The 20891-nt window shown below is 40.5% G+C and carries 19 protein-coding genes; 6 read left to right on the top strand and 13 right to left on the bottom strand.

What is annotated here, in order from left to right:
* Positions 1-281: 281 nt before the first annotated feature.
* The 6 genes from D8877_RS04480 to D8877_RS04455 all read left to right on the top strand — a co-directional run bounded on the left by D8877_RS04480 (position 282) and on the right by D8877_RS04455 (position 7269).
* A complete protein-coding gene (locus D8877_RS04480) occupies positions 282-1853 on the top strand; it encodes a carboxyvinyltransferase (protein WP_124765557.1) in 1572 nt (523 codons plus the stop codon).
* Positions 1840-2724 (top strand): GSCFA domain-containing protein, encoded by an 885-nt coding sequence (locus D8877_RS04475; protein WP_125352553.1) that lies wholly within the window; start codon positions 1840-1842, stop codon positions 2722-2724. The genes D8877_RS04480 and D8877_RS04475 overlap by 14 nt, the downstream gene beginning before the upstream one ends.
* Entirely contained in the window at positions 2705-3790 is a 1086-nt protein-coding gene (locus tag D8877_RS04470) for a hypothetical protein (RefSeq protein ID WP_125336920.1), read from the top strand. The genes D8877_RS04475 and D8877_RS04470 overlap by 20 nt, the downstream gene beginning before the upstream one ends.
* Complete coding sequence (locus D8877_RS04465) at positions 3790-4992, top strand: ATP-grasp domain-containing protein (protein ID WP_004186385.1); 1203 nt, start codon at positions 3790-3792, stop codon at positions 4990-4992. Before D8877_RS04470 ends, D8877_RS04465 begins: the two co-directional genes overlap by 1 nt.
* On the top strand, positions 4992-6107 hold the full coding sequence (locus tag D8877_RS04460) for an ATP-grasp domain-containing protein (protein ID WP_004186384.1): 1116 nt from the start codon (positions 4992-4994) through the stop codon (positions 6105-6107). Before D8877_RS04465 ends, D8877_RS04460 begins: the two co-directional genes overlap by 1 nt.
* On the top strand, positions 6091-7269 hold the full coding sequence (locus D8877_RS04455) for an MFS transporter (protein ID WP_004186382.1): 1179 nt from the start codon (positions 6091-6093) through the stop codon (positions 7267-7269). The genes D8877_RS04460 and D8877_RS04455 overlap by 17 nt, the downstream gene beginning before the upstream one ends.
* A 344-nt stretch (positions 7270-7613) precedes the next feature.
* Here the strand turns inward: D8877_RS04455 and rlmD are convergent, their stop codons facing one another.
* From rlmD to D8877_RS04385, 13 genes are all read right to left on the bottom strand, one after another.
* Complete coding sequence (rlmD, locus tag D8877_RS04450) at positions 7614-8984, bottom strand: 23S rRNA (uracil(1939)-C(5))-methyltransferase RlmD (RefSeq protein ID WP_125352551.1); 1371 nt, start codon at positions 8982-8984, stop codon at positions 7614-7616.
* A gap of 84 nt (positions 8985-9068) precedes the next feature.
* On the bottom strand, positions 9069-10418 hold the full coding sequence (locus D8877_RS04445; RefSeq protein WP_125352549.1) for an LCP family protein: 1350 nt from the start codon (positions 10416-10418) through the stop codon (positions 9069-9071).
* A gap of 18 nt (positions 10419-10436) precedes the next feature.
* Positions 10437-11270, bottom strand: a complete 834-nt coding sequence (gene pheA, locus D8877_RS04440) for a prephenate dehydratase (protein ID WP_125352547.1) — start codon at positions 11268-11270, stop codon at positions 10437-10439.
* Entirely contained in the window at positions 11267-11743 is a 477-nt protein-coding gene (locus D8877_RS04435) for a shikimate kinase (RefSeq protein WP_125352545.1), read from the bottom strand. The genes pheA and D8877_RS04435 overlap by 4 nt, the downstream gene beginning before the upstream one ends.
* Complete coding sequence (aroA, locus tag D8877_RS04430; RefSeq protein ID WP_125352543.1) at positions 11736-13019, bottom strand: 3-phosphoshikimate 1-carboxyvinyltransferase; 1284 nt, start codon at positions 13017-13019, stop codon at positions 11736-11738. The genes D8877_RS04435 and aroA overlap by 8 nt, the downstream gene beginning before the upstream one ends.
* A 131-nt stretch (positions 13020-13150) precedes the next feature.
* A complete protein-coding gene (locus D8877_RS04420; RefSeq protein ID WP_125352541.1) occupies positions 13151-13489 on the bottom strand; it encodes a YlbF/YmcA family competence regulator in 339 nt (112 codons plus the stop codon).
* Positions 13490-13507: 18 nt separating this feature from the next.
* Positions 13508-14614, bottom strand: coding sequence for a prephenate dehydrogenase (locus D8877_RS04415; protein ID WP_125352539.1), 1107 nt, complete (start codon positions 14612-14614; stop codon positions 13508-13510).
* Positions 14615-14630: 16 nt separating this feature from the next.
* Positions 14631-15797, bottom strand: coding sequence for a chorismate synthase (gene aroC, locus D8877_RS04410; RefSeq protein WP_125352537.1), 1167 nt, complete (start codon positions 15795-15797; stop codon positions 14631-14633).
* Positions 15798-15888: 91 nt separating this feature from the next.
* The gene (gene aroB, locus D8877_RS04405) at positions 15889-16956 is read right to left on the bottom strand and encodes a 3-dehydroquinate synthase (protein WP_125340865.1); all 1068 of its coding nucleotides are present in this window, start codon (positions 16954-16956) and stop codon (positions 15889-15891) included.
* Between the two features lie 414 nt (positions 16957-17370).
* Positions 17371-17979, bottom strand: coding sequence for a hypothetical protein (locus D8877_RS04400; protein ID WP_125340867.1), 609 nt, complete (start codon positions 17977-17979; stop codon positions 17371-17373).
* 19 nt (positions 17980-17998) lie between these two features.
* Positions 17999-18856, bottom strand: a complete 858-nt coding sequence (locus D8877_RS04395; RefSeq protein ID WP_125340869.1) for a shikimate dehydrogenase — start codon at positions 18854-18856, stop codon at positions 17999-18001.
* On the bottom strand, positions 18846-19523 hold the full coding sequence (gene aroD / locus D8877_RS04390) for a type I 3-dehydroquinate dehydratase (RefSeq protein ID WP_048771456.1): 678 nt from the start codon (positions 19521-19523) through the stop codon (positions 18846-18848). The genes D8877_RS04395 and aroD overlap by 11 nt, the downstream gene beginning before the upstream one ends.
* Entirely contained in the window at positions 19520-20683 is a 1164-nt protein-coding gene (locus tag D8877_RS04385) for a class I SAM-dependent rRNA methyltransferase (protein ID WP_125352535.1), read from the bottom strand. Before D8877_RS04385 ends, aroD begins: the two co-directional genes overlap by 4 nt.
* Positions 20684-20891: the final 208 nt, after the last annotated feature.

Raw genomic sequence — 20891 nt, 5'->3', positions numbered from 1 at the left:
CCATAATCTAGCCCTAGTATACTATTTTAAAAAAAGGATTGCAAGCCATTGTTCAAGTTTGGGAATAAAAGGTATAGCAGAGAATATTAAAAAGAGACCAATCTATTACATTGCTTAACTAAATCTAAATCCTCTAATTTTACAACACCCAATTTTGGCTATTTTATATCTTTCATAAGAAAAATATATGACACAAATTGTTGCATAAAAATTCTTGAATTTAACAAAATATTTAGTAAAATATTATTCAAACATTGACATATACTTGAAAGGTGGATTATATGATTGGGAATTTCTTAAAACAAAAACGACTAGCTATGGGACTAACTCAAGACTTTGTAGCCAAACAACTCAATATAAGTAGGCAGGCAATCTCTAACTGGGAAAACGGATCTCGCGATATCAATATTAGAGATCTCATAGCCTATGCTAAAATCTTGGAAATTTCCTTCGAAGATTTGGAGGTCCATGTAAATCGCATAGATGGCAATAGTAATCAAGATACCCCAAAAGCATCTAGGCGTAGACTACCGACCCACTTTAATATGGAAATCTCTAAAACAAACCGTATTAGACCTACTAAGCATATAAAAATAGAAGGGGATAAAGTTGTTGGAGTACATATTCTGTTAACGAGTTTATTCTTTCACGGAAAACAACTTACAATTAACAACTGTCCCACTGCCCTAGATTTCCTTAATATTCTTTATGAGTTTGGAAATAATGAGTGGGTTGAGTCCACTACTAATAAAGATTCAATTAAACTGATACCTCAAAAAAATCCTTATGACATTACAACTCTAAACAGGATTAGTCGTGCCAGTATTGGAATCATATCGTCTCTAACATACAAATTTCACCAGCTTTTATTTACGTTCCCTGGAGGAGATAATTTTTGTTTTCGTCCTATTGACTTACACTTGGATATACTATCAATAATAGCAAATTATCAGTACGATAACATAGGTAAGCTATTCTATTCTGAAAAAAATGATTTTCTCAATAAAAATGTCTCTTTCAACTGTTATGCAAATGGTAGTAAGAGTGTAGGAGCTTTCTTTAATGCCATCAGCCTAGCTTATGTTTACCCAAATGAAATAACTATTAATGGAATTTCTCCAGATCCAACTATTTCTTATTTAGTTGATTTACTTAAGAAGTCTACTAATCGTAAAGTAAAATATCTAACACCAAATAAAATTAGCATCTCTAAAGTAGACACAATTGAAATATCAAGTGCTGAACTGACTCTTCCACCAGATATGAGCATGTTAGTTTCTTATGTTTTATTGTTCTGGGATTCTCTGAATGATATTATTTTTGACAATGTATCAATAAATGATATTCCAGAAAGTTATTTAAATCTTTTCTATAAATTAGGGCTCTCGGTTCAAGAAAACAACAACACGATTAGATTTACTAAGAAATCTGAAATTGATTACGAGTATTTCGAATTTTTACGTTTAGGTGGTGCACCATTTATCACTACTGATTTAGGCCCAATTATTTCTGAATTTCTGGCATCTTATAATGTTCCGTCCATTATATTTGACGAAGTATTTATAAATAGATTTAGTCATGTATCTGAACTAAAAAAATTAGGCATCAACCTTAAAGTATTAGATAATGGAGCTTTAAAAACTCTCCCTCGAACTAACCTGCCATTAGAAAAAACTAATAAATTTGACCTCAAAGATATTCGTGCAGGAATGGCTATTCTTATGGGGATTAATCAAACCAATATTAGTTCAGCAACTTTATACAACTTTGATCAAGTCCTTCGGGGCTTTGGTAATATTAATGATGTATTGAAAGAATTAGGGTACGAAGGAGTTCTTCATGGAAAAGCTTAATTTTTATTCAGAGAAAAAATCAGAACTGTTTTTAAAGTCTACATTCAAAAGCATATGTTTTCTAGGTGCCTGTACCGCTCATAATTTAGCATCCGGAATTGAGTATTTTTCGAATTACAATATTACAACATATGCCCCCTACCAAACTATATTCAATGCTCCATCCCTCTTAAAAGATTTAGAAATTGTGAGTCATAGTTTAAAACATAAGGTAATTATTGATAGTCAACTAAAATTGTTCACTGATGAAATTAGATTTTGGAATACTTCTAATAATGTCAATGAAGTTATTGAAAAAAATAAACAAATTGACGAAGAGGTTGTTAAAAACATAGTGAACAGTGATTTAGTTGTAGTTTCCTTGGGATCTGTGGAAATGTGGAAAAAGTCAAACCGAGTTCTAAATAAACTTCCAAAAGATCAGTTTTATAATACTGAAATAGTAAACGTATATTTAACAGCAGAAGATCTTGTATCTATTGCACAGGACATAATTAAATGTATTCATTCTATCAATCCGTCTTCATCAATTCAATTTTCTATCCCCTATGTTCTCCTAAAAGCATCAGAAAAGTTTTCTAATCTGCACCTAGCTACCACAGAAAACTATAGAATAATGAAAAATGCTATTATGGAACTTGGTACAGAATACTATTTCCCAGAATACGAACTCTTTAAATTCTATATTGAAAAAAATAAAATTAACTTTCAACAAGATAAACGATACCCTTCTGTTGAGTTAATTGCGGACGTTTCAAAGCATATTGTCCGTGAAATTGATAAAAGTTTATTGAGTAAAACACCTAGCGAAAGATTTTCAATCAATAAAGTCAACACAAGAGGAAAGNTCTATGGAAAAGATTACTTATAAAGATGAATTGTTAGTTGCTTTTAATGCCCAGGTACTTCCTGAATCGGATCTAATCAGAGGCGACAAGAATTTGTTTACTTTTTCACCAATTCAAGATGAACTGGATAAATTCAAGCAAGAAATTAAGGGGATTTATTATAAAGAGCAAACTTGCTTTAGGCAAGTATATCCAGCAAATTTAATCAATCCCCTTTCCACTCCTTGTCAACCTTTAATCAGTATTTTCTCATTTCAAGAAACAAATTTTAAAAAAATTATCAATACATTTATTACTACTTTCCTCGGTAAGTATATCAATAAAAATGATATCTATGTCATCATCCCTGATATTCCAGATATTCGACAACAGTTTTCTACAATAACGGATAATATAATACCGATTGAAAAACAAAGACTGCATTGTAATATACCATTGAACGGTGAGCATTTTTATATTAAAATTTGTGTGAAATACTATGATGGTTTAGTAACTTTGATGAACTTTGTATTAGTTAATTATCTCCAAGGAAATAGTTCACAACTAGATAGCGTCTTCTTTCCATTGCGGTTAGATATGGTTAAAGAGAATGTAAAATCTATTTACGAAAGCAGTAACTATCACAAGTATTACAAAAAAATATTTGAAATTGTACAGAATCATGAATTAACACATTTTTATGTAAGTCAGTTTGATGCTCTTTCTACATTGATGGATAAAATAGGAAAATCAAGTAGCCATAAACATGGATACGTTCTAAAAAAATTAGCAAGAGAAATTTTTCTTGAGTCTGATTGCAACGATATTCCTTTGAGTACCCTTCTTGAAATATATCCTCAATTGAAAGATGAACTCACAAAAATGTATTCAGATTATTCATCAAATATTAACAGAGCAATGAATAAAATTCAAAAGAGTAAGGTTGAAATATCAGCAAAATATGCCTATGAAACACTAGGGCTTCCTTATAAGCTTTACCAATCTAAAATTGATAATAGTTATAAGATTCCTGAGTTACCAAGTAATTTTGCCTACTATAGAGAAGCCTCAAAAAACATCCATCAAAACCCAATAGAAAGTTATAAATAATGAAAAATATTCTAATTCTACACCCGTACCGAGAAAATTATACGGAAATTTATAAATGGCTTCCTTCGACTCATCAATTCACAATTCTCACTGATGAGTCGAAACTAAGCTCATTTGAACAATCTCGCCTAGCTAATGTAAGTATAATCTCTACGACTGATTATCAGAATAATTGTAAATCAAAAGCTCGAGAAGTATTACAGTTAGAAAAATTTGATGCTATTGTAGCGCTTGATGAGTTTGATATTACCACTGCTGCTGAGCTAAGAGAAGAATTCAACATTGAGGGACAATCTGTAGCTGAAGCTGAGGTGTTTCGTGATAAAAATTTAATGACGAAAAGAGTAAAAGAACTTGGATACACTGTTCCAGGAACTCAAAAAATTTCTACTTTTGCAGAATTACAAGATTTTTATAATGTTCACAAAAACATCATCCTTAAACCTCTTAGTGGAGCTGGATCGGTCGACACTTTTCATATAAAATCTAAATCTGAACTCGAACTAGCTGCCAACATTGCTCTTAAAAATGGAGAGGAAGTGCTAGTTCAGGAATACATCAATAGCAATATTTATCACATTGATGGCTTTCTTGACAATGGAAAGGTAGTATATTGTGAACCTTCTCTATACATCTACAATCCTTTATTAATTAAAGAGGGGATCTCTGCTGCAGCTGTATCACTAGACCATGATTCATTAGATTACACTAGACTAGTAGAGTATGCTTCTACATTAGCTAGTCAGCTATACCCCGGCGGGACTTTTCTATTTCATTTAGAAGTATTCTACAACTCAAAGGAAATTACTTTTTTAGAAATTGCTTGTCGAATGGGAGGAGCAAGAATCAGACAAAACATTGAGTTGAAATTGACACATAATCCTCTCCAACTATTAGTTTACGGTATCTGTGGTGAGCAGCTTCCCACACTACCAACAGAATTTCCTGTAACTGGGTGGCTTCTGACTGCAAAAAGGAAGGGTGTAATCACTCAGCTCCCAACTCTCACTGATGAGTTGAAACGTAAGTATTCTATTTTTGATTATATTGAGTATACAAAAGTAGGAAACACAGTAAATGACGCATTTCATAGTGCTGATGCAATAATCGGAATTTCAGTTAGTGGAAAGGATTTTGTCACTACAAAAAACACTCTTTTAAATGCCGAAACATGGCTAATTAAAAATACGAGGTATGAATAATGAAATATTTTATCTACCGTTTTAATCCCTCTACCATAGGAATCAAGGCTGACAGTAATTTAAGTGTTATATGTCCTGAACGCTTAAAAGATAATTACTTAGAACTTAATTTTCCTTCAACTAATATTAGTACCATCAAAGACTTTGATTTACCAGAACTATTGCAGCTCTTTGAGAGTCGAAATGATATCAGCGACATCTTCACACTTGACGAAGGTCTCATGCACATCACAGGAATATTAAAATCTTTGTTTACTGACCATAATCAAGCTTGGAAGATCGCTTACGCTTATAAAGATAAAAAAATTATGCGGCAAACTCTAGCAGGGAAAATCAACCAGCCTGCTCTGCTAGATAATGATGATCAATTGCCAGACCAATTTATGATTAAACCACGCTGCGAAGCTTCGGGCAAAGATATTCATATTGTATCTGAAGTTCCTGATTATTATTCTACTAAAGATTATATTCTTGAGACTGTTGAATCATTTGATACGATGTTTACATGCGATGGGATTGCAGTCAATGGAAAAATCGAATACTTCTTCACTCATGAATACATTGGAAATATTTTAGATATTAAAAAAAATTATTTTAATATTATTAGAACGAATTCATTTTACAATAATGAGCAGTTCATTGAACGACTAAAGAACGAAACTCAATGTGTTCTAGATAATTTGGGTACAGAGGAAGTTCATCCATTCCATGCTGAATTTTTTTATCAAGCAGATACAGATCGACTAAGTTTCTGTGAGATTGGTAAAAGATTTGGTGGAGGTAATATACCTCTACTTGTTAAACAGGCTTTTAAATTTGATTTACTTGCTACATATTGGAAGTTAATAAATGGTAACTTAGAAAAAAATAATTATAATGAAAAACCGCAATTTATTGCTTTAACATTAGCAATATTCCAAAGCGGTCAAAAACAACTCCCTCCCACTCTCCCTATTACATTTGATTACTATAGAGAATATCCAGAAAAAGAATCTATATCTGCAACTTCTTTAGATGACTTAAGATTTCTAATCACATTTACTCTAAAATCTCAACAAGAATTCACTCATGTTTTTGAACTATTGAAGGGATACTTACATGAACAAAGAAAATAAGAATATTCTCCTTTTATTAATAAGGGGACAAACAACTCACTTCGGGAATATTATTTTTGATTATGCAAATAAGTTACTTATTGCTAATCTTGCTGTAAACTCTTCATTTTTTATGATGATTTATTTATCCAGTGAATCAGTTATTCAGTTATTTCTTAATTTATTTACTGGGCATTTTGCTGATTTCAATAATCGAAAACGTATACTTATCCTGACAGATCTAATTGCCGGAGCAGTAACTTTTCTGCTATTCCTATTTTATAATCCTGATAACATCTGGGCATTTGTGATTGTAAATATCATATTAGCAATTTTATTTAGCTTTAATCGTCCAACCTATAAAGCAATCGTTAGAGATTTATTATCTAGCGAAGGAATTCACAAATACAATTCAATATCTAAAATACTTGCAGAAGTTGTTGCCGTAAGTGCTCCTATCTTCTCCGTATTTGTAATTCAGGAATTCGGCTTCAAATATGGTATGCTCATTAATTCCATCTCATTCTTTATCTCCGCAATATGTGAGCACTACTTCCATATCCTAAAAGTAAATAAAGCCAATAATACTTCGTTTTTATCGGGAATAGCAGATGGTTTCAAATATGTGGTAAACGATAAAGCACTCCTCATTATTCTTGTTGCCAGTGCTGTATTAAACTTCCTAGACGCTATTTATTCATTTTACCTTCCATTCACATCCTCTTTTTCAGGATATAAAAATATATACGCCTACATACTTATAGCTCAATCTATAGGTAGTATAGGGGGAGCTTTAATAGCTGGAGTATATAAGAAAACACTAAAACCTGAACAATTTTTCCATCTTCTATTACCAGGTGCAGGAGCTTTATTTCTCATTGGATTTGCTAGTTCTTCACAATTGTTAGTGTTAGTTCTATTTGGAATTTTCACTTCTAGTGTAACTCTTTTCAATGTTAATTTGATGTCCCATCTTCAAATTACAGTTAATTCAGAATTTCTCGGAAGAGTTTTTAGTATTATTTTTACTATCAGTGGGATATTTGTTCCTTTCGGAAGTTTTGTAGCATCTGTGATTGATATGAAGAATTGGAATATTTTCCAATATATTGGTCTTGGTCAATTTGTTATTTATATACTTTGCCTAATAATTTTCATTCAAATTAAAAAGCCAAATACTTAATTCGTTGAATGAATGAAAACAAGAGCTGAGTTACCTTCAATTAAAACTTTCTTTATTTATGTTTGGTAATTACATCTCCATCACCAGTCTATGGAAATAAATTTTCTACACCTACTTCAAAAAATAGTATAAAAGCAACCACCTCAACTTAAGTGGTTGCTTTTATACTTACCCACTAAGACCAAAAAGCCACTGTTATCAGTGACTTCATAAAGCCTTTCGCTAAAAGATTCTCACTCCTTCACCAGCAGAGCTACACACTCAGCGGTTCGGACTTACCGTATCATTTCGTCGGTTTCCCTCCTCATTCTACGAGTCCTATCCCATGGGCGGAGCATCTACTTCTACTTCGCTGATGCCTCAGCTCGTACAAGCAGCGATACCGCCTCAACATGATGCGTTTGAGGAAATAAGTCCACCGGCTGTACTTTCTTCAACTCATATCCTAATTCTTGATAGAGTTTGATATCACGCGCCATGGTGGCGACATTGCAGGAGATATAAGTGATTTTCTTGGGCTCCATGCTAACGCTGGCTTTGATGAAGCTCTCGGTCAGGCCTTTTCGTGGTGGATCGACTACGATGACATCCGCTTGGATGCCCTCTTTAAGCCAGTTTTGGATGGCTTCTTCAGCAGGAGCGCAGACATAGCTGGCGTTGGTAATGCCGTTGATTGCCGCATTCTTTTGGCTATTTTCGACCGCTTCTGGGATCACTTCCACACCATAGACTTGCTTGACATGCTTGGCAACTGATAGACCGATAGTCCCGATACCCGAGTATGCATCAAGCACCACATCATCAGCGGTTAGTTCGGAAAAGTCAATAGCTGTCTGATAGAGCTTTTCTGCCATCTCTGTATTGACCTGGTAAAAGGCGGGCGCAGCAATCTGGAAGTCATGTCCCAGCATCTGGTCGGTGATATAGTCTTGACCATAAAGCGTTCGCCAGTCTTTTCCGAAAATCGCATTGCCCGGCTGGTCGTTAATATTTTGCATGATGGACTTGATAGCTGGAAAAGCCTCTGTCAAGTGCTCCATCAGCCGCTCTACTCGGAAAATTTTAGGTCGGGTTGTGACCAGAATTACCATGATTTCCCCTAAATAATGACCACGGCGAACAACTAGATTGCGAATGAGTCCCGTCTTTTCCTGCTCATCATAAGGTTTGAGGTCAAAGCGACGCAGCAGGTCGCGTGTAAAGAGGATAACTTGGTCAATGACTGGGTCCTGAATATAGAAATCTTCAATCGGCAGGAGGTCATGGGAATTTTTCCGGAAAAATCCTGTTTCCAGCTGGCCATTGACACGGCGGACAGGCACTTGAGCCTTATTACGGTAGCCCAGCGGCTGCTCCATACCAAGTGTAGGCGGCACCTCAACATCAGACAAACCAGCAATCTTATAAAGACTATCCTTGACCTGCTTGCGTTTGAAGTCCAGCTGGGCTGGGTAGTTCAGATGCCCCAAGTCGGCAATCCCCGTACGCAGATAAGCCATATCAAGATTTTCATTGCGCTGGTTTGAAGTACGGAGAAATTCCTCTACCTTGCCAAAGCCGATTTTTTTGTTGACCTTGAGCACACGCATGCGGATGAGTTCACCCGGCAGGGCATTTTCCACAAAGAAAACCAGACCTTCTGCCTTGGCAACTCCAGCTCCCTCGTGGCTCAGATCCACGATTTCAACTTCAATCACATCATTCTTTTTTAACATATTTTTCTCTTTCTGCTTTATCGCTCTGCCATTTCCCAAAAGAAAAGGCAGGACATCGTCCTACCTTTCATTATATCATATATCTTATCTGAGACCCATTTGCTGCAGTCTTTCTTTATAGGCTTCAAAGTCAATCAAGAGCCCTTGGCCACCGTACATGTCATAGGTGTCCACCCAGTCGCCATTTTCTGGAATCGTCAGGCGCTCAACTCCATTGCGGGAATCTCCAGCCATAGAGAGACCATTGGTCAAAAGGAAGCTGTAAGGCACATTGGTCGAAGTCAAGGCAAAGACCTTACCAAGGGCCTCTGACCCAGTAAAGAGCTTGGTCGGATCTTTGACTTGCTGGAAAACAGCTGTCAAGACTTCCTGCTGGCGGCGGGTCCGGCCAAAGTCGCCCTCATCATCCTTACGGAAGCGAGCGTAGTTGAGCAAGGTCCGACCGTCCATCTGCTGCTGACCGACCTTGATTGTTTGATTAGGTACCACACCGTCCTTCATATTCAGGTCATCCGGCACTTCAACTTCTGTCACTTTCTCCCCATCAATGGTTGAGAACTGGGCATTCATGCTGACGCCATTTGGGAAAAGGGTGTCAATAGCTGTCGCAAAGGTCTGGAAATCCACCAGTGCATAATATTTGATGTCCAAATCAAAATTATCTTTGAGCATCTGGCGGACATAATCTGCACCACGGTTGTGATTTTGCTCCCCAATCGTATAGGCAGAATTGAGCTTTTGGTCATAGTAATCTGCCTGCGACGGATCGGTGTACTCATTGCTGACGCCGTCAATGTGAATAAGAGTATCACGCATAAAGCTGACCAATTTCACCTTGTGGTCCTTATTACCAACATTCAAAACCATGATAGAGTCGGTCCGCGTCTCAGTCGAGTCATCACCAACTCGGCCGTCCGTCCCAAGAATGAGGATATTCACTCCGTCCTTAGTATCCTTGCCGTCAAAGAATTCCGTTTCTGCTGGTTTAGAATTGCCAGTGTGAGCTGTCGTCAAGCCTTTGATAAACATGAAAATCATGCCCCCCAAGACCATCAGCAGGAAAATCCCTGCCCAAAGCAGAATCCGTTTCAAGCGGATTTTTTTGCGAGGCTTCTTGGGCTTGTCTTGTCCCAGACCAGCTCCTGCCAGAGCTTCAGGCGCCTTCTTTTGCTTTCTGCTGCGAGAAGAACGCTCAGGGTACTTGGGCAAAAGACCAGAAGAATCCATTTCCACTGGCTCTTGCTCATAGGCGTCACTAACTGTATGCGGCTGCTCTTCATGGTCAGGCGCACTGGCTGAACCGCCAATCCCCTTGGACTTCTGCCGCAGATAGTCAAATTCTTTCTTTTCTTTAGCGTTTAGATAATAATAATTTTTATAGAGATAATCTAAGCGGAGCTGTTCATGATGGCTAAGATTTTCTGGTTTCTTCATCTCTTCTCCAATCTACTGCTACTTGTCCTGAATCAGAAACACACTGTAGCTACCAAAAATTTTATAAGTAATTCCAAGACTTGTCAACTCTTGATAGGCAAAATCCGCCAATTTTTTCTGCTCGTTGTCAATGTCAATAATGAAGAAATACTCTCCCAAAGCCGTTTTTAGAGGCCGGCTCTCAATCTTGGTCAGGTCAATCCCACGCCAAGCAAAGGTCGACAAAGCCTTATAGAGGGCACCTGGCAGATTGTCCGGCAAGGTCAAAGCCAGTGTCTGCTTGTCTCCTGTCTTGGTCAGTTGAAGCTCTGGCACCTCATGGCCTAGAATCCAGAAGCGGGTATAATTTTCTTCCATTTCCTGAATGTCGCTGGCCGCTACTTTGAGCCCGTATTCTGCTGCAGACGTACGCGGGGCAATAGCCGCAAAATTCTTTTCAGGATGCTCTGCCACAAAACGAGCTGCATAGGCTGTACTAGCTGTGACCTCAATAGCAGCCCGCGGATAATGCTGACGGATGTATTTTTTCCCTTGGGCAATAGCCTGCGGATGAGAAAATATCTTCTCAATTGGCTTTTCTAAATCCGTCACCAAAAGCTGCTGCTTGATGGGCTGAACGATTTCAGCCACCGCCTGAATATCTGCTTGATGAAAGAGATAGTCCAGCGTCTCATGGACACTGCCCTCAATGGAATTTTCCACCGGAACAACCGAGTAATCCACTTCTCTAGCCTCATAAGCCTTCATGACCTCGGTGATATTCTGATAAGGCACCAAGTTCTGGCTGGGAAAGGCAGCTTGGGCTACATGGTGAGAAAAGGAGCCTCTAGGACCTAAAAATGCTATTTTCATTGAATTTCCTCAATAATTTCCTGCGGGCTTTTGAGCCTCGTATCGACAATCTGGGTCGCCACTTCCTCATACCAGGTCTGACGCTGATCAAAAATCTGCTGCAAGTCTGACTTGCTCTGATTTAAGAACAAAGGTCGATCTTGCTCAGCATCCTGCCGAATTCGCTGATAGAGCGTTTCAAAATCTGCTTTCAGGTAGATATTGTCAGCATTCTGAGTCAGTAATTTGCGATTTTCAGAGCTGACGACCACACCACCTCCAGTTGAGACGACCAAGTCCGTATCGATCAACTCAGCTAAGAGTTGGGCTTCAGCAGCCCGAAAGGCCGCTTCACCATGCTGGTCAAAATAGTCCTTGATAGACATGCCCAGCCTCTGGCAAAGCAGTTCATCCATATCGACAAAGTCTTGGGCTAAGCCTCTGGCCACTGTGGACTTTCCGGCTCCCATAAAGCCCAGCAATATCTTAGCCATGCATCAAGCCCTCCAAGTCGCTGAAGAAGCTTGGATAGCTGGTCTTAATAGCTTCAGACCGCTCAAGTTCTACCTGACCGCTTTGAGCCAACAAAGCAGCAATTGCCGTCATCATCCCGATGCGATGGTCACCAAAGGTGTTGACCTGTGCGCCGTGAAGAGGTGTTTTCCCTTCAATAATCATGCCGTCTTCCGTCGGGGTAATAGCTGCGCCCATGCTATTGAGAGCGTCTGCTACTACCTGGATACGATCTGTTTCCTTGACCTTGAGCTCCTCTGCATCACGAATGACAGTCCGTCCCTGAGCCTGCGTCGCCAGAAGAGCAATAATCGGCAACTCATCAATCAAGCGTGGAATAATCTCGCCGCCAATCTCCGTTCCTTTAAGATCAGACGTCTCAACGGTGATGGTAGCAGACTTGGCTACTGGATCGACATCTGACAGCGTCATCCGTCCGCCCATAGCCTCTATTACTTCTAGAATACCTGTACGAGTTTCGTTGATGCCAACATTTTCTAAAACAATCTTAGAGTCCGGCACAATCAATCCAGCCACCAGCCAGAAAGCCGCACTGGAAATGTCACCTGGAACCGTCACTTCCTGAGCAGTGAATTCCTGACCACCCTGAATGCGAATTTCCTTGCCCTTGACCTCAATCTGCCCACCAAACTGGGCAATCATATCTTCTGTATGATTACGGGTGATTTCCTTTTCTATAATAACCGACTCTCCCTGAGCCTGCAGAGCAGCAAAAATCAAGGCCGACTTAACCTGAGCAGAAGCCACTGGCAGCTGATAATGAATAGACTTCAGTTCCCTACTGCCCTTCATCTTGAGCGGTGGTAAATCACGCTCAGTCCGACCAGCAATCTCGACTCCCATCTGCCGCAGAGGAATGGTCACCCGATCCATAGGGCGCTTGGATAGACTGTCGTCACCAAACATCTCCGCTTTGAAATCCTGACCGGCCAAAACACCAGAAATCAAACGGATAGACGTTCCAGAATTGCCCATATCCAGCTTATTTTTCGGTGCTTGCAGGCCTTCAAATCCTACGCCATGAATCCTGACTAGATTTCCATCGTCCTCAATCTGCACGCCTAAGTCGCGAAAAACCTGCATGGTTGACAGCACATCTTCTCCTCGCAGAATGTCGCGAACAGTAGTGACCCCCTTGGCCAAACTGCCAAAAATAATGGAACGGTGGCTGATAGATTTATCTCCAGGTACGCGGATACGGCCCTTCAGGCCTCTTATATTAGTTGATAATTTCATAGATGACCTCGTACTTTCCTTTGTTGCTTCTTATTTTATCATAAAAAGACCAGAAATTCTTAAAATTTCTGGAATCCTAGCTAAAGCAAAAAGAATCCGAGTATTCATCCCAGATTCTTCTTTTTAATAGCCTACTTAAGCAAATCCTGCACTGGATCAAAGATGATACGCTCAATGTCCGCTAGATAGATGGACAGTTGCTGCTGCTTATTGAAAAATTCAGAAAGAACAGCATTGCCCTGAATCTTCTCGCCAAAGGAAGTCATCTTGTCCTGCACCTCCTGAGTCGGTACCTGACCAGTCTGAGCCAGCTGTTGCAACTCTTGCTGGAAAGCCAGATAATCTGTAAAAATAGCCTTCGCTTCGCTATCAGCATCTACTGCTTTCTTGCTTTCTGCGACTGCTTGGTACTCAGGCAAATCACGCAGATTTCTGCTCAGTTCATTGGCTAAATCATAAATATTTGACATAGAGTTCTCCAATCTATATTAGTCTTCGGACACTAGGTAATCCGTATTTTCTCTTACTATTGTAGCAGATTTTTCTAAATCTTGGTGATTTTTAAAGGTGATTTGCAGAATACCGTTGATATCTTCTCGGTTTTCCTCGTTAATCCGGATGTTGACGACAGAAATTCCTCGCAGGAGTTCCAAAATACCCAAAATCGCATCTTCTTCATCGGGCACTTCAATAAAGAGATCATAAAAGCTATCCACACCAGCTCGTTTATGAATTTCCATCTGCTTACGGCTCTGCCGTCCTCGATCGAAAAATTCCCAGATAGCTGTCTCGTCCTTGGCCTCAATCGCTGCAGCCACCTTGTCTAACTGATCTTTAAAATCTTCCAGCCGCTCCAAGATAGCTTGAGGATTGGTCAAGAGGATAGAGGTCCACATCCCTGGCTCACTCTCCGCAATCCGCGTCATATCTCGAAAACCACCGGCTGCAAAAGACTGAGTCAGTTCATGCTCTTGGCTATAAGTTGCTGCTTGCTCCATCAGGCTGGAGGCTAGTATATGTGGAAAATGGCTGATTTGACTGGTCACTCGGTCGTGCTCAGCTGCATCCACCTGGATAAAGCGGGCATGAAGACCACTTAGCAAGTCTTTCATTTCCTCAAGCGTACCAGGCTTGGTCAGATTAGAGGGCGTGAAAATATAATAGGCATTTTCAAAGAGAGTGACATGGGCAGCCTTGGCTCCGGTCTTATGACTTCCGGCCATAGGATGAGCACCGACAAAGCGGACGGGTTTATTCTGCAGATACTTTTCTGCAGCTGCCACAATCTCTGCCTTGGTCGATCCAGCATCTGAAATGATAACATTTTCCTTCAGGTTCAGCTCCGCTAGATCCTTGATAAATGCTATGGTCTGCTTGATGGGCACAGCCAGAATAATCACATCAGCCAAAGGAGCAAAGGCGGCAAAATCATCCGTTACCCGGTCTACCATTCCACGTTCTAAGGCAACCCTGCGTGATTCCTCACTGCGATTATAGCCAAGAATCTCTATCTCAGGATGAGCTAGCCTGATGCCCAGAGCCAAAGAAGCTCCAATCAGTCCCAGACCTGCGATATAGACTGTTTTTCTCTCCATGCCCTTCTCCTTACTTCTAAAAGTTCTTGACAAATTCCCGATGGCGAGCTACCGCATCCTTCAGTTCTTCCAGATTGTCCGAAGAGAATTTCTCCAAGACTTCGGTGGCTAAAACTGTGGCCACCACGCTTTCCATGACAACACCCGCCGCTGGCAGAGCCGTAGGATCGCTCCGTTCCACTGTCGCCTTATACGGCTCGTGGGTCTCAATATCCACGCTCATTAGTGGCTTGTAAAGGGNTGGAATGGGCTTCATAACACCCCGCACTACGATTGGCTGACCATTGGTCATACCGCCCTCAAAGCCGCCTAGATTATTAGTCCTGCGAGTGAAGCCATCTTCCTCGGACCAGAGGATTTCATCCATGACTTGACTGCCCTTAAGACGACCGGCTTCAAAGCCCACGCCAAACTCGACTCCCTTGAAAGCATTGATAGACACGACTCCTTGAGCAATCTTGGCATCCAACTTCTTGTCCCATTGGACATAGGAGCCCAGACCAACTGGAACACCGCCAACGATGATCTCAATGACACCACCGATGGTATCCCCGTCTTTCTTAATTTGATCAATGTAAGTCTTGATTTCTTCTTCGCGCTCGGGATTGACAATGGAAACCTCCGACTGGGCAGCTCTTTCCTTGATTTCTGATACAGTCAGATTATTTGGGACATCAATACCAATGCCACCAAAGGTTACGATATGATTAGCCACCTCTACACCAATTTCTTCCAGCAAACGCTTGGCTACTGCTCCGACTGCCACACGCATAGTCGTTTCGCGCGCAGAAGAGCGCTCAAGAGAATTTCGCAAATCGTCAAAGCGGTATTTCATACCACCAACTAAATCAGCATGGCCAGGGCGTGGTTTGGTAATCTTGCGCAGCCCTTTTTTCTTTTCATCCACATCCGCCGCACTCATAATCTCCAGCCACTTCTGGTGATCTAGATTAGTGACATTGAGGGTAATCGGGCCGCCCATGGTCAAGCCATGACGAACCCCAGACGTAATCTCGACTTGGTCGCTCTCAATCTTCATGCGGGCACCACGACCGTACCCACCCTGACGGCGCTTGAGCTCAGCATTGATATAGTCAGCGGTCAGAGGAAGACCAGCCGGCACTCCCTCAATAATAGCTGTCAGGCGTGGTCCGTGCGATTCTCCTGCTGTTAAGTATCTCATACATTTTCTCCTATTTTTGGGATGGAAAGAACTGGACATTCTGTCTATTTTTTATCCAAACTGTCCAATCGCCTTAAACTCCATCTGGCACTTATTTCTTCAGAAATTCTTTCATCTCTTCCAGAGGAATCTGGTGAATACTAGCCGAACCCAGCTCAGGCACCAGTACTAGCTTGATAGAGTTGCCTCGTGCCTTCTTATCATGGGTCAAGGCCTGATAAAGAGCATTCTCATTCCATGGCTGGTAATCCACCGGCAAGCCAAATTTCTGACACATACGGACGATGTCTTCTGTAATTCCGGCTGGCATGAGGCCTTTCTTTTCAGCGACGCGGGAAACCTGTACCATGCCAATCGCCACGGCTTCACCGTGCATGACTTTTCCATAGCCCGCTGTCGCTTCAATAGCGTGCCCAATAGTATGGCCGAAGTTCAGGTAAAGGCGAACACCATTATCCAGCTCGTCCTCGACCACAATCTTACGCTTGACATCACAGGAATGGTAAATGATGCTTTCGGCATGCTCCAAAATTGACTTCGGACTGCCATCCATTTCCGAAAGCTCATCCCAGAGTTCCTTATCCTCAATCAAGCCGTATTTTACTACCTCACCCATACCTTCGATCAGCTCCCGCTGGCCCAAAGTATGCAAGACTTCTGGGTCAATCAGAACTCCGTCAGGCTGGGTAAAGGTCCCGACCATATTCTTGGCCCAAGGCGTATTGACACCTGTCTTACCACCGATAGAGGAGTCTACTTGAGCTGTCAGACTGGTCGGAATCTGCACGAAATGAATGCCCCGCATGTAGGTCGATGCAACAAATCCTGCCAAATCACCAACAACGCCACCTCCCAATGCCACAATACCATCACTGCGAGTCAGACCAACCTTGACCAAAAACTCATAGACTTTGTTGACTGTCTTTAAGTTCTTGCTGGCTTCACCCTCCAAAAAGTCAAAGACAAAAGTCTTAAACCCAGCCGCTTCCAAGCTCAGCTTGGCCTTTTCCGCATAGAGTCGAGCCACTCGATTGTCCGTGACGATAACCACCTTCTGAGGCTGCCAAAGCTGACACAGCCAACTTCCAGCCTGAGATAAAGACCCCTTTTCGATGAGAATATCATAGGGATGATGCGGGAGATTCACATTCAGTTTCATAAGCGCCTCCATTCCAAGTCAATCAAAAAAATTATACTTGCTTCCTAGTATATCAAATTACGTCAAATATTTCAGTAGCTATTTACCATTCATTTTTAAAGTTAAAAGAAGCCATCTGTAAGTTCCTCCCCAAGTGAAGTCTGTTGTCTTATTCTAATTTGGATTCATCAGAATTGCCCAAACACTCTACAGTTCAATAGAAGTTCTTTAATAAACGACATTGGTTTTGCTATAATATAAAAAGCATTTTTCTGCTTTAAATAGAACAAAAGCAATTCCTTAAAAGTTTTCTTTTTATCTTGATGATAGTACAATATCGTCGATTTTAATTTATGTCTATAATAGAAAACGCGTCTTCATGTTGTTAAATGATTTCTTTCTGTTAACCCATAGATTTTTGAATTTCTTTATCTGTTAACGCCATTTTCGATAATCTTCTTTCCGAATTTCTAGGTTATAGACAATTTCGACTTGAGAGCTACCACCCTCCTTTTTCTTGACATTTTTCAACTGACCATCTTTTACTAATGCACTTATATTATCATCAATTCCATATCCTTTAGACATTTTTGCATTCTCAGGGAGAGTCTTAGCGTCAGATACATCAATATCTCCACCAACTTTCGAATTCTCTAAAACAATAATCTCTTCATTATCAATCCCAAAATCAAATTCAACACCAAAATGCAGACCATAACTGAGGAAAGATGTTTTTCCTACTTCCCGTCCCAAATAGGCCTTATTTCCTTCTTGATCATAAATGACTGGCACAACTTGAATAGATAAGTAATCATTAGGTCCTCCTTCTTCAAAAAAGATAGGAGAAAATTCAATTTTACTAATACCAGTATACTTTTCCTTAATATAAAGAGCTGTCTGTTCTTCAAAAAGAGAGAAAGAATGCTTAATCAGCTTGTCTCTCCTCGCTTCAAATCTAGCATGTTCTACTTGTTTTACAAAAATGAATACTCCTAAAGTACTAATAAGCAAAATAATGATAGATATCACCAATTTTTTTCTCAATATCTTGTTCTCCTTTTATTCAATTGTTATACAATTCTTCTAAACACTGCCAAATTTCCTGACTGGGCATGGTCTTGCCGGTCCAAAGCTCAAAGGCTTCTGCTCCTTGATAAAGCAGCATACCAAGTCCATTGACCGCTGTGACATTTTGATTTCTGACCCATTTGAGGAAGGGCGTTTCGAAAGGTTGGTAGATAACATCTGCAACTAAAATCTGGCAAGGCAGCTCAAGCTGTTCAGGCAGGGGTATGCTGATACCATCCATTCCTAAACTAGTCCCATTTACCAGAAGGTCTGATTGGTTGATTTTATCCTGCAAGCTATCCACATCTTCCAAGGTTAGTACCTGGATACGACTCTTGGTTTGGTGGCTGATAGCTGCTATCTTTCTGACAGTCTTCTCATAGGAGGCTTGCCGAGTAAAGACGAAAATTTCCTCTGCTTGGTCCAAAGCTGCTTGAGCAATAATAGCTGTCGCAGCTCCACCTGCTCCCAAAATCGTCATTTTTTTGCCCCGAATAGCAAAAGAAGGCAAGCTCTTAAAAAATCCCTTGCCATCTGTGTTATAACCAACTAAAATTCCATTTTTATTCACAACCGTATTGACCGCCCCGATAAGGCGGGCGCTGACATCCAGCTCATCCAAATAAGTTATCACTTCCTGCTTGTAGGGCATGGAAAGATTGACACCAAACATATCGTATCTGCGGATATTTTCTATACAGGCCTGCAGATCCTTCGCTTCTACTTCCCAAGCTAGATAGACACCATTGACACCAGTCTTTTCAAAAGCCATATTGTGAATAAGAGGAGAAATACTGTGTTTAATTGGCTTGGCAACCACAGCAGCCATGCGGGTGTGGCCATTAATTCTCATTCAAAATCTCCTGGATTTTCTTCATATTGCTCAGAGAAATCTGACCGGGTGCTGACGCTATCTCCTGACTAGCAAATGACCAGCTGGAACCTGTCAAATCAGCCGCAATGCGTGAAATCTTGCCGACTTTTCCCATGGAAATGGTGACAAAATCTTGCTCAGGATTCAAAGTCTTGAAACCGCGAGTATAGTTCATCAAGTCCAGCACATCCTGCTCATTATGAGCCATGACAGAAACCTTGACCACCTTAGGGGTCAGAGAAGTCAGCTCAGACAGGATTTCCATCATATTTTCCGGTGTTTCCTCGAAGTTGTGGTAGCTCAGCACCAGATTAGGAAACTCCAGCATTTCTTCAAATTTCCCCTTGTGAGAGAAGTATTCAAAGTCAATATAGTCAGGCTGGTAAAAACCGGCTACTTCCTTGATGAGAGCTACATATTCATCATCGGACAGTTCAATTTCTCCGCCTTCTTGACGGGTCCGCAAGGTGAAAATCAATTCACGTCCGGCAAATTTTTCAAAAATAGCTGGCGCAACATTTAAAATGTCATCCTTGGCCAGAAAATCTGCCCGCCATTCAATAATATCCGCATCTTCGTAGCGTGATACATCAATTTCTTGAGCTTCTTCTAAACTCTTGGGCATTACAGAAACGACTAACTTCATTGGTCCACCTTTATTGTAAATACCTTGAGGTAATTACTGCTCCCGTCTTTTTTATTATAGACAAAGTCTGCTGGCAAGTCATACTCCGCAAGATAGCGGTGCTTTCTGCCGGCAAGACCTTTTTCAATTTCTTGTTTAAACTTACTTTTGGAAAGATTGGCTGCATTGGTACTTAAAATCATGATTCCCTGAGGATTCAGGATTTCCAAAGCTTGTGCAACCAAACGATGATAATCTTTAGCAACCGAGAATGTCCGCTTTTTATTTCTAGCAAAGCTAGGCGGATCTATCACAATGACATCAAAGCTTAGATTGTGACGCTTAGCGTACTTGAAATAATCAAAGACATCCATCACCTGAAAGCGATGCTGATCCAGTGTCAGACCATTGGCCAGAAAATGAGCCTCTGACAGCTCACGGCTGCGCTTGGCCAAATCAACAGATACTGTCTGACTGGCACCGCCCATAGCTGCTGCTACTGAAAAAGCAGCTGTGTAGGAAAACATATTGAGTAAACTTTTACCAGCAGCCAGACCATCTACCAGACTAGCCCGTACATCATGCTGATCCAGAAAGATACCGGTCATGAGACCATCATTCAGAAAAACCTGATAGCGAACACTGTTCTCCAAGACTGTGAAAGTTTCTGGTGCTTCCGCTCCATAGAGATGATCCGATTCGTAGTTCAAACCCTTGAAACGAATCTTTTCATAAGCTCCCTGAATCTCTGGGAAAACCTTAGCGAAGGCTGTCAGAATCTGATCCTTGATAGCAAAGACAAAGTCATTGTACCAAGAAAAAAGCGCAAAGTCATTGTAGAAATCTACCGTGAAGCCACCGAAGCCATCCCCCTCTTGATTAAAGAGTCGGAAGGCTGTCGTGTCAGACGAATGGAAATAAGTAGAACGTCTGCTCTTAGCCTGCTCAAAGAGGCCTTGAAAAAAATCCGAGTTCAGCTCTACCTTCTTCTGGGAAATCAGCCAGCCTACTCCCTTATTCTGCGGAGAGAGATACGCTGTGCCTAAAAACTTGCCCTGACGGTTTTGCAGCTCCACACATTGATTCTGAAGCGAAAGAGCGCCAAAATCCTTTTTATCTAATAAAAGAATGCCCTTTCTCAGTTTTTCTTCTGCCTCTTGACTAACAGTAAGTTTATTCATAAATTATATTATACCAAAGATTGTGAAAATTCTCAAAACATATTTTACATTTGAGTTAATAAAAGATTTCACAAACGAGTGCAAAACGACTATAAACCTCTCCATAGAGGGGATAAGGCTTTTATAGAAATATTACAATTTCGCCGATTTAAAATATCTCAAATGCGGCTCAAATTTTCCTTAACTGGAGAAATTATGTTATACTTAG

Source organism: Streptococcus sanguinis, from assembly GCF_003943735.1.
GTDB classification, from domain to species: Bacteria; Bacillota; Bacilli; order Lactobacillales; family Streptococcaceae; genus Streptococcus; species Streptococcus sanguinis_E.
This window is presented reverse-complemented; position numbering and strand designations above follow the sequence as displayed.